Annotated in this window: 8 protein-coding genes and 3 pseudogenes; 5 read left to right on the top strand and 6 right to left on the bottom strand. The window is 46.9% G+C overall.

From position 1 onward, the window contains the following. Nucleotides 1-68: 68 nt before the first annotated feature. A pseudogene (locus A9G06_RS22350) lies at nucleotides 69-272 on the bottom strand (transposase); the annotation flags it as partial. A 493-nt stretch (nucleotides 273-765) separates the two neighbouring features. Here A9G06_RS22350 and A9G06_RS20605 point away from each other — a divergent pair. Further along, nucleotides 766-2790 carry a reprolysin-like metallopeptidase gene (locus tag A9G06_RS20605; RefSeq protein WP_171903410.1) on the top strand — a complete coding sequence of 675 codons (2025 nt, stop codon included), beginning with the start codon at nucleotides 766-768 and terminating at the stop codon, nucleotides 2788-2790. Nucleotides 2791-2946: 156 nt separating this feature from the next. Here the strand turns inward: A9G06_RS20605 and gdhA are convergent. The 4 genes and pseudogenes from gdhA to A9G06_RS20625 form a co-directional block, all read right to left on the bottom strand. Next, nucleotides 2947-4278: pseudogene (gene gdhA / locus A9G06_RS20610) on the bottom strand (NADP-specific glutamate dehydrogenase). A 218-nt stretch (nucleotides 4279-4496) separates the two neighbouring features. Then, nucleotides 4497-5231, bottom strand: coding sequence for an ankyrin repeat domain-containing protein (locus A9G06_RS20615; RefSeq protein ID WP_069556474.1), 735 nt, complete (start codon nucleotides 5229-5231; stop codon nucleotides 4497-4499). A gap of 2 nt (nucleotides 5232-5233) precedes the next feature. Beyond that, the gene (gene uraH, locus A9G06_RS20620; RefSeq protein WP_083243855.1) at nucleotides 5234-5677 is read right to left on the bottom strand and encodes a hydroxyisourate hydrolase; all 444 of its coding nucleotides are present in this window, start codon (nucleotides 5675-5677) and stop codon (nucleotides 5234-5236) included. Between the two features lie 68 nt (nucleotides 5678-5745). Beyond that, nucleotides 5746-6435, bottom strand: a complete 690-nt coding sequence (locus A9G06_RS20625) for an outer membrane beta-barrel protein (protein ID WP_069556475.1) — start codon at nucleotides 6433-6435, stop codon at nucleotides 5746-5748. Between the two features lie 296 nt (nucleotides 6436-6731). Between A9G06_RS20625 and A9G06_RS20630 the strand changes: the two genes are divergently transcribed. Continuing rightward, the gene (locus tag A9G06_RS20630; protein WP_139126326.1) at nucleotides 6732-7541 is read left to right on the top strand and encodes a hypothetical protein; all 810 of its coding nucleotides are present in this window, start codon (nucleotides 6732-6734) and stop codon (nucleotides 7539-7541) included. A 66-nt stretch (nucleotides 7542-7607) separates the two neighbouring features. Here A9G06_RS20630 and A9G06_RS20635 read toward each other — a convergent pair. After that, nucleotides 7608-8451, bottom strand: a pseudogene (locus A9G06_RS20635) (IS5 family transposase). Nucleotides 8452-8930: 479 nt separating this feature from the next. On the opposite strand from A9G06_RS20635, the gene A9G06_RS20640 reads away from it, so the two are divergent. The 3 genes from A9G06_RS20640 to A9G06_RS20650 all read left to right on the top strand — a co-directional run. Beyond that, nucleotides 8931-10013, top strand: a complete 1083-nt coding sequence (locus A9G06_RS20640) for a cadherin repeat domain-containing protein (RefSeq protein WP_069556477.1) — start codon at nucleotides 8931-8933, stop codon at nucleotides 10011-10013. A 171-nt stretch (nucleotides 10014-10184) separates the two neighbouring features. Continuing rightward, nucleotides 10185-11147, top strand: a complete 963-nt coding sequence (locus tag A9G06_RS20645; protein ID WP_171903411.1) for a DUF823 domain-containing adhesin — start codon at nucleotides 10185-10187, stop codon at nucleotides 11145-11147. Nucleotides 11148-11743: 596 nt separating this feature from the next. Then, the coding region (locus A9G06_RS20650; protein WP_139126327.1) for an inverse autotransporter beta domain-containing protein at nucleotides 11744-13635 on the top strand (1892 nt) is incomplete at its 3' end.

Raw genomic sequence — 13635 nt, forward strand, 5'->3', positions numbered from 1 at the left:
CCCGGGTGTAGCCGTCACCAGGGGCTGGGGAAGTCATGCCTTGCTGGCTGATTTGGGCAACAACGCCCCCAAGGACTGTAAACTGGCTGGAATACCAAGCAGAACTTGGGGTTCTTCTTCAACCATCGCTCGGTCTGTTTGCTTTTGTGAATGATGTAGTTATCGAGGATCAGGGTGATGGTTTTGGCTCGTGGGTAGTGGTGACACAGCTTTTCCAGCATGGCGATAAACAGCGATGAGCTTTTCTTTATCCCACTGACTTAAAGCACCTTCAGTTGCCTGTATGGAGAACGCCTGCCAGGTGAATAACATCTCCATACAGCACCAGTAAGGTGACAATCTTAGTGACAGGTAAGACTGGGGCACGGCCAGCCGGTAAGGCTTCTAGAGCCCCCAGCCCTCCTCCAGTGATTTACTATTCGGAACAGCTATTTAGGTACGACATCGTCGCCGTCCGGCATCTTTCAATGATCGTCTCGCCAGTTTCGGCACTTCCCATTCATCACCGCGCCAAGCTTATCTAGGATTCAAGCTTTGAATTCCTAACACCAGATCACATGCGCCTACATCGATTATTTTTTTCAACTTTGCCCTGTCAATGTAATCAGCATACGTCAATATCTGCAGGGGCAATTTTTTAGACTTCCGCTAATAACAAAATGATTATATTGGTAGGATCTTTCCTACTGTGTGTAAAGTTTATTCCTACCACATCGATAAAGTAGCCATCAGTCACAAGTGAGGCTATCTAAGATGACATGTATTATGAAAGGAATATGTTTAGCTGCTGGTCTGTTCGTGAGCTGCGTATTGGATGCAGCCCCATGGATTACGTTGGCGGCAAAGGGGTCTGACCAAGAAAAAGGAGAAGTGCGAGCCAAGGCATATCATCTGTTAAGTGCTGATGAAGAGTATCTTCAACAGCTTTATGCCGGAATGAAGCAGATTGAACTGCCTCTGCCTGAGGGGGGAACCATAAGGTATGTGCTTACGCCTTATTCGCTTCTACCCGATGACTTGGCACGCCAATACCCTCAATTATTAACTTTTCAAGGTTACCAAGTGGATAATCCCACAGGACAAGGGCGTTTTGATATAGGGCCTAATGGATTTTACGGTGTATTCACATATAACGATCGTTCTGTGTATTTAGATGCTTTGGGAGATGGCCGCTATGCTTCCTACTATCAGAACGATTCTCGTAATAATTTAGCGAAGAGAGATGAGAAAATTTTGTCTATGCCTACTGTGGGCAGGCAATATAAACAAGTTATAGAAGGCTCTGCTCATAAAGGAAGCGATATAGTCAAGGCGTACACAATTGCTATTTCTACTACTGGTGAATACACAGAATTTCATGGGGGGACAAAAGAGAAAGCACTCAATGCAATGATGACATTGCTCAACCGGCTCAATCAGATTTATCGAAGGGATCTTGGTGTTGAGCTGAGATTGACAAGTGGTAACGACAATTTGATATTTATAGATCCACAGACAGATCCATTTCATAATAGTCAATTAGATATGAAAACCAATGCATCGGTTCAATCCTTGGCTAAGAATAATGGCCTTATTGGAGATTTTGACGTAGGCCATATATTAACGACTAACGGAGGCGGCGTTGCTGTTCTGAGATCCCTTGGCACCGCTAGTCGTTCAATGGGTATGACGGGCTCATGGAATCCTACTGGGGATGCATTCTTCGTTGATTACGTCGCGCATGAGCTCGGCCATCAATTTGGTGCGGATCATACATTTAATGGAACAAGCGGTAGCTGTGGAAGTGGCAACCGCAATCCTAAGCAAGCTTGGGAACCAGGAAGTGGCAGTTCTATCATGGCGTATGCTGGTTTATGTGGAGAAGAGAGTATTCCGTCACATAGTGATCCTTATTTTCACAGCAAATCCATTGAACAGATAAAAGCGCACTTGTCTTTGCATTCTGATATTGGCACTGTAATTGAGTCGATGAATGAGGTGCCAATTGTGAATGCCGGTAATGATGTTGTGATACCAGCAATGACCCCATTCACGTTGACTGGCGCAGGTAGTGATCCCGATGGCGATGAATTGAGTTATACATGGGAGCAGATTGATCTTGGTGAGTTTTCTATGAATGTGGCTTCAATGGTTGATGATGGCTCTCGACCTCTGTTCCGTTTTATGTCGCCTGTCAAGAGTCCAGAACGTACTTTCCCTGCCATGAAATCCCTTTTTACGGGTGTATTGGCGAGGGGGGAAGCGTGGCCTGAGTTTACACGAGAGTTGAATTTTCGTCTTGTAGCACGAGATAACAGAGGTGGCGTCGCCAGCGATGATATGAAAGTCAAAATCCTGAGTGATGCCCGTTTCTCACTCTATCCGATACCAGGCAATCATATTACTGCTGGACAACAAAATGTAGTTAACTGGGAAGTGGGGGGCACTGATCGACCTCCTATTAGTTGCAGTATGGTTAATATCTCCCTGAGTTCAGATGAGGGGGTAAGTTGGCAGTCAATAGCACAGAAACAACCCAATAATGGGGCCGCAAGCATATATATCCCTGTCGATATAGCTGAAACTGCAAGAATAAAGGTTTCTTGTGTAGACAATATATTTTTTGCCATGAGCCCAGAGTTGACCGTAAGCAATGCCTCACAAATAACCACAGATAATACAGATAGTAATGAACACTCGATTGTTAAGGTTGATGAGGGCGAAAGTAACGATGGTGGTGGTGGTTCATTTGACTGGATTGCTTTAATTTTAATTGTAGGGGGGATATTGCTTCGCAGACAGGTGGGGTAATTAATACGAATATAATGTTTAGTTGTATACATACTGTTTTGTAATAGATAGAACAATACAATCAAATTTTACTAATGTATATTTGGTTTATTTTTAAAAGGGGTTCCCGGAAGGGTAATGATGCGAAGGAGTCTCCTTCGCATCATTGTTTTTGAATTACAAGATACCTTGATCCAACATTGCATCAGCTATTCGGACAAAACTAGCAATATTGGCGCCTCTTTCATAGTTTATCCATCCCTTGTTATCACGACCGTACTCGATACAGAGGGTGTGTATAGACATCATGATCTGCTGAAGATGTTCATCAACTATTTCTCTAGACCAAGATAATCGCTGAGCATTTTGACTCATTTCCAAACCTGATGTTGCTACACCCCCGGCATTCGCAGCTTTGCCAGGTGCAAATGAGACACCTGTCTCATGAAAAAGCGAAATTGCCTCCGCAGTACAAGGCATGTTAGCACCCTCTGCAACAAGTTGGACGCCATTAGTGATGAGCAGTTTTGCATCTCCGCTCCTCAATTCATTTTGCGTCGCACAGGGGAGAGCTATGTCAGTAGGTATAAACCAAGGGGAGCGCTTTTCATGGAATTGGACACCAACCTTATCTGCATATTCTTTAATTTGTCCACCATTGGTTTTGATTGCTTGCAGCGATTGGAGTTTTTCTGCTGTAAAGCCTGAGGGATCGTAAATGCAACCAGAGGAATCGGATGCTGTGATCACCTTGCCCCCCAGTGCTATTGCTTTCTCTATCGCAAACTGAGCAACATTGCCTGAGCCAGATATAGAAATGTGCTTACCTGCAATGTGCTGGTTTGACTGGGCCAGCATGGCAGACACAAAATAAAGCAAACCATATCCGGTTGCTTCAGGCCGAAGCCGGCTGCCCCCAAAGGAGGCACTTTTCCCTGTAAATACACAATCATTTCTATTGGTCAGCTTTTTCATCATTCCTGCCATATAGGCGACCTCCCGAGCTCCTACACCAATGTCGCCAGCAGGCACATCAGTATCAGGGCCTACATGGCGATAAAGCTCGAGCATCAACGCTTGGCAAAAGCGCATGATTTCTCCTTCACTTTTTCCCTTGGGATCGAAATCAGAGCCGCCTTTTCCTCCCCCCATTGGCAAAGAGGTCAGTGCATTCTTGAAAGTCTGCTCAAAGGCTAGAAACTTCAAAATAGAGGCGTTGACACTTGGGTGAAATCTCATGCCTCCCTTATAAGGACCGATAGCTGAGCTGTGTTGAATGCGAAATACTCTATTGACTTGCACCATACCCTTATCATCTACCCAACAAACGCGAAAGCGGATTAGCCGCTCTGGTTCCAGTATCCGCTCAAGTAAGTTATGCTGCTGGTATTTTTGATGAGATGACTAAAAGGGCCAAATGGAATGAAGCACTTCACGGACAGCTTGCAAATACTCGGGCTGATGTGGATAACGTTGGCAAAAATGGTCAAAAAATAGGTCATAACTCATTAGTGCATCCTTGTATTAAACAACTCTGGTCACAGTTTGTTTTATATGAGGTTGAAATGTGACGTGGTTTACGATTTAGCACAAGAAAGAAAATTCTGAAATATTGCATTTTTGAAGGCGTATAGTTGCTGAAAATAATATACGCGGTACGGTGAAGTCATGTCATGAAGTTATGAGTACATAGATAATATAAAGGCTGCAACCTTGATAAAATTATTTTAGCACGCTTTCTTTCCTGTTTTGAAATTTACTGCCCCGTGTTTAATTAGAATGTCAACTATATCCTGATGGCCACGTGAACATGCATAAGTAAGAGCGTTTTGTTGCAATGGTTCACTGACAAGATCTACTTTGGCACCAATGGATAGCAGATAGTTAACCATCTCAATTCTATTGTTGCTGGCGGCTATCATCAACAAGCTTTCTGCTTCTTTGTCTGCGCTCTGATCGTTGATATCTATTTTCCCTTTCAGTTTGCTATATATTGCCTTCGCGACGTCAGCGTTTTTCCCGAGTGCTGCTGATTTGAGCGCATTTTTGACGTCTGCATCGTCCGTCGCGTATAAGTCTGCACCTTTATCAATAAGATAGTTGACTATATCTTCGTAGCCGATAAAGGCCGCCCAGCCAAGGGCTGTCTGTCCGCGACCGCTTAAATTATCTTTAGCTTCAAGTGGTTGTCCTGACTCTACCATCTCTTTAACTTGAGCCAAGTTACCCTTTTTTATGGCATCAAACCACTTGGCGTGTGGACCTACGGATGGATAATAAAATATTCGATGTGGTAATACGTGACTATTGGCGATGGAATGCATCTCTTCGTAACTTAACCGATAGTCAGATAGTGATGCGGGTTTTACTGGTTGGAAGTCACTGGCTGCTAATATGGAACCTGACAATGCTAATGTGAATATACTGGTGATAAAGATTCTTTTTGCTCCACGGATATACATAGTTAACTTCCTCTATATGTTGCAAAACCATATTGTGTCAATGTAATTGGGACATGATAATGTGTGTTATCATCCACATAAAACTCAATATTAACTATGGGATAGAAGCTCCTTTTATTCTGCAATTGGTAGTATTTTTCTGTTGAAAACTCAAGCTTGTACTTACCAAAAGCATCGTTGTTTCCTAACTCAACATTGGTAAATCGTTTGATCCTGCCATTTTCATCTGTACGCTGGGTGTCGATTAGCTGCCACTGCTTGCTTCCATATCTAAACAGTTTTACTTCTACTCCATCAGCTCCTTTGCCAAGGGAGGTGTCCAGAACATGGGTACTAAGATAACCATTTTCCACATTGATGTTGGTCGTGACCGGACTTGTAGCAGAGTATGCAAGAGGGGATATCGACAATGGAAATAAAAGACTAAGCGCGATTTTATTAATCATGATCTATTGCTCATTGATGTTGTTAAGAAGCAGGTTGACGCCAACCTGCTGTTTTTAATGTGGTTTAATCAGAATAGATAGGTTAGGCTAAGGTAAATTTCTTGTAGTGATAGTTCAGCTTTTAATTGCTCATCACTCTGATGGCGAGCATTATCAAAACGATTAAATCCGCTCTCAACTTTTCCTAGACCGATATAGCGGTATCCAAAGTCAGCGATAAATGACGAACTGATGTTTGCACGTAAGCCTGCACCGATAGAATAGGCAAGGTTGCTCTGTTCATTGCTATCAAAGCGTTTTCCTTCATTACCTTGCCAACCCTCTACATCTATCTTTGACAAGCCTAGACCCGCTTGACCATATACAGACCATGAACCGTAAACAGGTACTTCGCGGTATGCATTGATCATCAGTCGTTCAGTGCTTATTTGATAATTATTTCTGGAACCGTTAAAAGAACCACCGTCTATGCTTGTGATAAAATGTGAATCAGTCTTTGGATTATATTCCAATTCTATCTGCCAATATTTATCAAACTGATAGCCTAATGCCACTGAGCCACGCTTATCATCATCTTTGCTCACAACTTCAGTGTAACTCGCATTGCGAGGGTCAATACCAACACGAAGCGTGGTATCCATACTACTTGCGTACTGAGTACTGTCTATAAATTTTCCGGAAACATAATATCCATCAGCGTGAGCTGCTTGTTGAAATACGGCTGCACTAATGAATATTAAAGGAATATGTAATTTCATTATTTTTCCTCATTTTTGCACTAGCTATAGAAGCTATAGATGATAAAAAGTTTGTCTTAATTATATTTTTAAAGTTGTGAAACAGGCTCAATCAATAATTGAGTTATATTATCGCCAATCTGTATGTTAACCGTGGATGAATAAATGCTGTGGTCTGTGTAAGGTATTTCTTATTAGGTGGAAGTTGAGTGAGTGACTAGGCCAAGTTTGGCTTTATGGTCAGGATATTCTGACTTTAAAAATCTTTGTTAATGTGTATTCTGCGTGGGGGCCATGCGAGGCTGCTTTGGGGTTGCATGAAAAAATGCATATCAACAACTTTAATGTTAAGAATAAATATCAGTGCGGAGATAAATATCGTGAATTTTTTTCAAGTGATGGTATCGTTAATATTTGACATAACAATTTTCTGGCGATGGCTGATAATTGTTGTATTTCCGGTGATCGCGATGGAGAGTGAGCATACGTTGCCTGTTTATGGCCTAGGTGGGCCACTACAACCGGAGCTATCCGTTCCAAACTTTCGATTGGGGCAATTATTGACCGCCAATGCGCGCTCCAGCGATCCCGACGGTGATCCTATTCAATATCAATTTCGCTGGTGCACTCAGCCTGGGGGCGGGGGGACGTGTGTAGAAGGACAAACTCAAATATTCAACACTCCGGGGAACAGATACGTCGTTGCTAGAGCGATAACACCGAGAGGTTATCCGCAAGAGACGCAAGGGTATAGTGCATGGAGTCAGGAGGTTGTCGCCAACATGATTGGAACACCTCCTGTTGCAAACGATGTGCAGATCATTGGCAATAGCATTGTGGGTCAGGTGTTGACCGGTCATTTTACCTATGAAGACATTGACGGAGATCCTGCTGGGGAACATTATTATTTGTGGTATAGGGCTGATGACTCGGCTGGGGCTTTGAATAAGGTTCTCGTAGCTGGCGGGGTCGACTACGTTCCCACTGAGGATGATATTGGTAAGTACCTGGTACTTGAAGTGACGCCTGTTTCAGCATCTGGGTCCATACCAAATAGCGGATCTTCAGTATCCGTTGTTACAGTTATGCCGATTGTTGATAGTCGGCAACAGCTGCATATGTTTTAAGGTCCAGATTCGCGTTGTTGACCAAATCAACCATCAGGTCATAACTTATCACGCCCCGGGTTACCACTACACTCGGGGCGTTCTGACTGGTAGGCCCAGGGTATTCAGCTTGTTGATGACGCTTACATACGCCATGACTTCTCCCACTTGGCCGTTGTAGTTACGCAGACTGATTTTCCTCGTCAGTGACAGCTTGAACCGATACATCGCCGTCTCTGCCAGCGAGCGACGGTGATACCCCGATATCTTCTTCCAGTGCGCCAGCCCATCCTTTCGCATTACTAGTATGGTCTCATTTCTTGGATGTCCCTTTTTCCATAACCCCGCACTCTTGCGAGGTGGGATACAGGTTGTCGCCCCTTTGTGCGAGATAAGTTGATGGCTGGCTTTACTGTCAGAGGCGCTATCCGCATAAACACATCGCAGCTTACGCCGCAGAGCGTTGAGCAAGGCGGGCAACACCTCGGCATCATGGACATTTTCCAGCGAGACTTCCGCCAAACTCGCCGTTTCTTAACGCCATGTTTTACGACCTTCCATTCGACTTCACCAAACACCTTCAGCCCGGTTGAGTCGATGACTCAGTCGGTGATACTCCCCTTGGCCGGTTGTCGATAGGACACTTTCACCGTGTCACCGTGTCACCGTGTCACCGTGTCACCGTGCGAGCGCGCTGGCTGACACAGCTGTAGTCCGGTAGCGGTACATTCATCAACTCGAACAGAGAGTCGAGTAGTCCCAGAGTGGTCCGCAGAGTGAGGTTGAAAATCCCCTTGAGCATCAGGAAGGTACAAATGGTCTGGTCGGTGTAGAGCTGGCTGCGGCCCCTCCGCCCATGATGGTCGTGGTGGAACCAGTTGTTCATGGCCTTGGTATCAACCCAGAAGGTGAGTGAACCACGGTTAATCAAAGACTTGTTGTACTTAGGTCAGTTGGTGATGGGGTGAAGCGATGTGCCCGTGATGCAGACTTGAAGGGGATGGTGGTGATCAAATCACCGAGCCCTCAGTTAGTTCCATTCAAGCTGCGTCGATTTGGGCAACAACGCTCGTACCATACCAATGCCGCAGGTTGTTTCCTACAAGAAGGAAGGGTCTATCCTACATACCTGAAACCTCCTTGTGGCTAATATTTGCTCATCGATTCAGCGAGCTCGTTGAAAAGATAAAAATCCAAAATCGAGTTGCCGGTCTTAATGCGTTGGTCAATATGAAATGTTGCCCAGCCGGATACAGAGTTGTTTGTCCTTTGCCTCATCCGATAGGCTAAAAAGGGCAAGCGGTATCAAGCCCACCTTCGGGGCAGTGAACCAGGGATAGTCTCCTCGCGATTGTTAACAACGTGCAGTTGCTTATTGAGCTGCGTATGTAACCGACAAGGTCTCTATTCATGAAAAAGTTTGCAACCCCTTCTCACCATATTCGCCGTACCACCTTGGCTGCCGTTTTGCTGGCAACTCTGGTCAGTAACGGCGCGAGCGCTTTGGTCTCAACCAACAGCGCAGGTCCCATTCATGGCCGTCAAATCACCGTCGTTGCCGCACCGGAGATCACAGGGCTGGGGGTGGTCGGTGTGCCGGTCACTCTGCCAACAGTACCGGGTACTGCCGATGCAGATGGTGATGCACTGACCGACTGGTACTACGTTTGGCAACTGGATGGTGTTGATGTCGGCGGCGAGCAGTTAGCAGGCAGCATTGATGCCATTCCCGCCTACACCCCGCAACCTGCTGATGCTGGTAAGAAGCTGACTCTCAAGCAGCGTGCTGTTGCCGACGAGCGAAGCTTCCCGGTGGCAACCCGTTACTCAGCGGATAGCCTCTCCAACGAAATCACCATCGCTGCAGGTGATCTGGAAATCGGTGGTGAAGGCCCCATTGTTGAAAATCCTGGTATCCCGGGCTCCATCGGCCTTGACGGGGATGGTAACGGCAGTGGCCCAGAGAACCAGGAGATCAAAGTCGATATCGGTTCCTCCGTTAGCAACAACAACAGCGGTGGTGATCTGGAGTGGAGCCTGGGTGGTGATGACAGTAGCCAGTTCACCATTGACGACAACGGTGTGCTGACCTTGAAACCGCAAGATGCAGAAAACCCACTTGATAGTGATGGCAATGGCACCTATGTGGTTGAGGTAACGGTCACTGACCCGGCAACTGGGGCACAAGACACCATCACTATAACCATCACAGTTGACAACGTTGTTGAAGCCGCAACTGACGTCAAGGTAGTCGATGAAGCAGGCGTCGCCATTACAGGCAACCCGATCGTAGGGACCACTTTGCACTCGGCCGTGACGCTGGATGACGGTGCTGGCGAGAAGCTTGACCGTGCTGATGCCACCTACCAATGGCAGCGTGCCCTGGATGGTACGGAAGATTGGGCTGATGTTGCTGGTGCAACCAGTGCCACCTACACCACCACAGGGGCTGATCAGGGTTACAAGTTCCGTGTGGATGCCAACGGCAAGTAATATCACTACATATCCCAAGAGTGGCAAGGAGGCCCGGTCTATACCGGGCCTCCTTTTTTGTCCACAAACGGGTTGGCAATAAGTTCATAGAGTGACGTGTTAACCAAAGGAGGAACTATGATCTTTCCCCTACGTATATATCCAGCCGCGTGCTTGCCAAAGATAGGGTGCATGGTGTTGCTTCTGCTGGCTGGACAATCAGCTAATGCGAAGGTGAGTGATTCGACAGCTGTAATTCACGGGCGTGGGGCTCCGACAGCACCCGCCATGACATTTAAAGCAATGACACAAGATCAGTATTTGCGTGTGGATCGCGTTGACAACTCCGTTGATCCGGATGGTGATGAGATTACTTACCAGACACGTTGGTGTTCTGAACCGTCTGGTCAGGGATCTTGTTCGTTCGGTGATGCTCAGCTGATGTCAGAATCTGTGGGCTATTACGTTGGGGCTCGTGCTGTCACCCCACGAGGTTATCCGCAAGCCACCCAAGGTGGCAGTGTCTGGACTGAACTGGCCACTGGCCGGATACCGAAAGTCACCAATATCCAGGTCAACCGTGGCCAGTTGGCCGGGCCAGGAACAGCGGTCTCAGCCAATTACCTGTATGAAGATCTGGATGGGGACCTTGAAGGAGCCAGTCGCTATCAGTGGTACGCCAATGGCGTTGCTATCGCTGGTGAAACGGCACGCGAATACATGGTGAAAGAGACCGATCTCAACAAAGATCTGGCCGTAGAGGTCGAGCCGATTGCCCAGAGTGGCTTGGCAAATCGAGGTAGAAAGATGGCATCTGCGGTGTGGAAAGTAGCCCATCTCACAGTCAAAGTGGGGGCGCTCACCTTTCACAGGTCTGCGGTGTCGGGTCAACTGGCTTCCAACAGTAGCGCAACGACCACTTGCCAGCAGCGAGGGATGAGATTACCGACAAGGGCTGAGTATCAGTTTCTCTATAATGCCTATCCAGGTAATAAAATTTCTTCTGTGATCGGATGGCCAACAAACATCTATGCATTTTGGACTTCAGACGTTCACACCAACGGTAGCGTGCATTGGGCATTCAGATTGGATAACGGAACTACTAACGGAACATATTCGGTTAATAATGAATATTATCTTTGTGTCAGTGGGTGATTAATCTCTTATTAAAAAAAGACCGCCAAGGCGGTCTTTTTATTTGTCAACACCATTTGATACAGCATAAGAATAAGTGGCGAAAAGCTACTTGAGTGCTTGTGTCTGGCAAGAAATTAAAAAAATGGGTTTATGCTGTTTCAACAGAGCAGACCCGCGAATAGTAGCAGTGTGTAAAAATGATAATCAAGATGTTATGTATAAAAAAGCCGCCTGCTGGCGGCAAAACGTTCAGGCTTGTTAAAGTCGGAAGTCTGACTCTATGCAATGTGTAACCAGTTTTCGAAGCACGACTCGTGGTTGCACAGGTGGATGATTTCATAGGTTGCAAAATAATTCCCGTAGGAAATTTCGCATTTCCTTTCTTTTATCTGAATATTGTCATGGAAAAGGTTTTTCTTTCTATTAACCCCCTGATTGCAAATGATTTCTGCAATTTGCCCGCACGCAGGTGTGGGGTGATTCCTACAGATCGTGTCGTCTCGACCTACATAACAGGTCGTGCCAGTTAGGTATTATATGCGGAGTTGGCTAGTTCTTGAGCTTTATCAGCGCAAGCAGCCATAACTTGTAATAACCGAAGTGAGCTTTTCAATATGTTTAAAAAAAGTCGCGTATATCAGCTGGTATGGACTTACCTCTTTATCGGCCACAATGCCGTGTTGCCCGTTGCATACGCGGCTGGCTCGGTGACTGAAACCAAAAAGCGCCATGAACAATCTTCAGAGAATACCTATGCCGTCAAGGTTGGCGACAGCCTGAGCGGGATTGCCAAAGCATATGGTGTGCCCGTTCATATTCTGCTTGCCATGAACGATAGCCGGTTGGCGACTCATCCTCTCGAAGTTGGTCAAAAGATTGTGGTACCAGTGGCGGGCTCATTGCCGGAACTCGGTGGCAACAATTCGCTCAAGCTGACTGCGAGCAATGAAAAAACAAAATCTGTTGGGGATTACGCAGCGGAAAATGCTGCGCGCATTGCTACTCAGTTTGCAACAAGCGATGGCGTTGAGGTTGACGAGACTCTGGCTGCTAAAGTTGCACGCCAGACTTACGGCAATGCCGACAATGCATCTGCTGTTGCTGGTACATCCTATGGTGCCAAAGATGAAGCGCAATACTGGAAGCGTCAAGCAGTCTCCGGTTTTGAAGCCGAAGCCAACCAGTATGCTCAGGAGCTGGTAGGCAAGGGAACAGCAAGAGCAAAGATTGCCCTTGATGATGACATGAACATTGCCGAGTCATCCCTTGATGTGCTGATGCCATTCGCAGAGAGCGAGTCGCGTATGCCGTTTGTGCAAGGTGGGGTCAGAAAATCCAGCAATGACAACGTCACCGCCAACATTGGTATCGGCCAGCGCCATTTCACCAAAGATTGGATGCTCGGTTACAACGCCTTTTATGACCAGGATTTCACCGAGAGCGCTTCTCGTGCCGGTATCGGTGCCGAAGCTTGGCGTGACAATCTCAAGATGTCTGCAAACGGCTATGTCCCGCTGAGCTCTTGGAAAGAAAGCGACAATATCGAAGATCACTTGTCCCGTGCGGCCAGTGGTATTGATGTCAACATTCAAGCCTACCTGCCATCGCATCCGGCACTGTCTGGCTCTGTTACCGCAGAGAAATATTTTGGCGACAACGTGGACATTCTGGGCTCCCAGAAGCTGGAGAAAGATCCCCATGCCATTACCTTGGGTGTCGGTTATCAGCCGGTTCCGTTGGTTAAGTTTGATGCCAAGCACACTGAAGCATCAGGTGGTCAGAGCAACAGCCAGGTTGGGGTAAATCTTGAGTGGCGTCTGGGCGAGTCTCTCAACAACATGTTGGATGGCAGCAAGGTCAACAAGTCCATGCAGGGCATGCGCTATGACCTGGTCGAGCGCAACAACCAGATTGTTCTCGAATACACCAAGGCACAACTGATGTCTGTTGGTTTACCGCAGCTCCTTAGTGCGTTCGAAAATAGCCCGTTTGATATTTCACTGCAGGAAGTGCGCAGCAAACACCCTATTGCCGAGATTGTTTGGCAGAGTCCCTTGTTTGACAAGCTTGCCATCCCGGCTGCGCAGTTGAGCGGTGCAAATCTGACGACTCTGCGCTTGCCCGAGCTGCCCGCATTTGAAGCAGAAGGCAGCAATATCTACGGCATCACAGTGATTGTCCGTGACATAAAGGGTAACGAGGTCAGTGCTTATAGCACCCTCGAGGTACTGCAAAGTCGTACCAGACCTGAGGTTGATGATCCGAACGGGGACCGCGACGGTGACGGTCTGACCAACGGGCAGGAGAACCAGCTTGGTACCGATCCGGATAACAAAGACACCGACGGCGACGGCATTGACGACAAGACCGAAGTGGACAATGGCTCCAACCCGCTTGACCCGAACGACCCGGTGGTTGATCCGAACGGGGACCGCGACGGTGACGGTCTGACCAACGGGCAGGAGAACCAGCTTGGTACCGATCCGGATAACAAAGACACCGACGG

The sequence above is a fragment of the Aeromonas sp. DNP9 genome, from assembly GCF_001728955.1.
Classification (GTDB): Bacteria; Pseudomonadota; Gammaproteobacteria; order Enterobacterales; family Aeromonadaceae; genus Aeromonas; species Aeromonas veronii.

Excerpts from the sequence above, each read along its gene's own strand:
- A9G06_RS20605 (WP_171903410.1), top strand. The coding sequence starts at position 766 with ATGAAAGGAATATGTTTAGCTGCTGGTCTGTTCGTGAGCTGCGTATTG.
- A9G06_RS20615 (WP_069556474.1), bottom strand. The coding sequence starts at position 5,231 with ATGTATATCCGTGGAGCAAAAAGAATCTTTATCACCAGTATATTCACA.
- uraH (WP_083243855.1), bottom strand. The coding sequence starts at position 5,677 with ATGATTAATAAAATCGCGCTTAGTCTTTTATTTCCATTGTCGATATCC.
- A9G06_RS20625 (WP_069556475.1), bottom strand. The coding sequence starts at position 6,435 with ATGAAATTACATATTCCTTTAATATTCATTAGTGCAGCCGTATTTCAA.
- A9G06_RS20630 (WP_139126326.1), top strand. The coding sequence starts at position 6,732 with ATGAAAAAATGCATATCAACAACTTTAATGTTAAGAATAAATATCAGT.
- A9G06_RS20640 (WP_069556477.1), top strand. The coding sequence starts at position 8,931 with ATGAAAAAGTTTGCAACCCCTTCTCACCATATTCGCCGTACCACCTTG.
- A9G06_RS20645 (WP_171903411.1), top strand. The coding sequence starts at position 10,185 with ATGGTGTTGCTTCTGCTGGCTGGACAATCAGCTAATGCGAAGGTGAGT.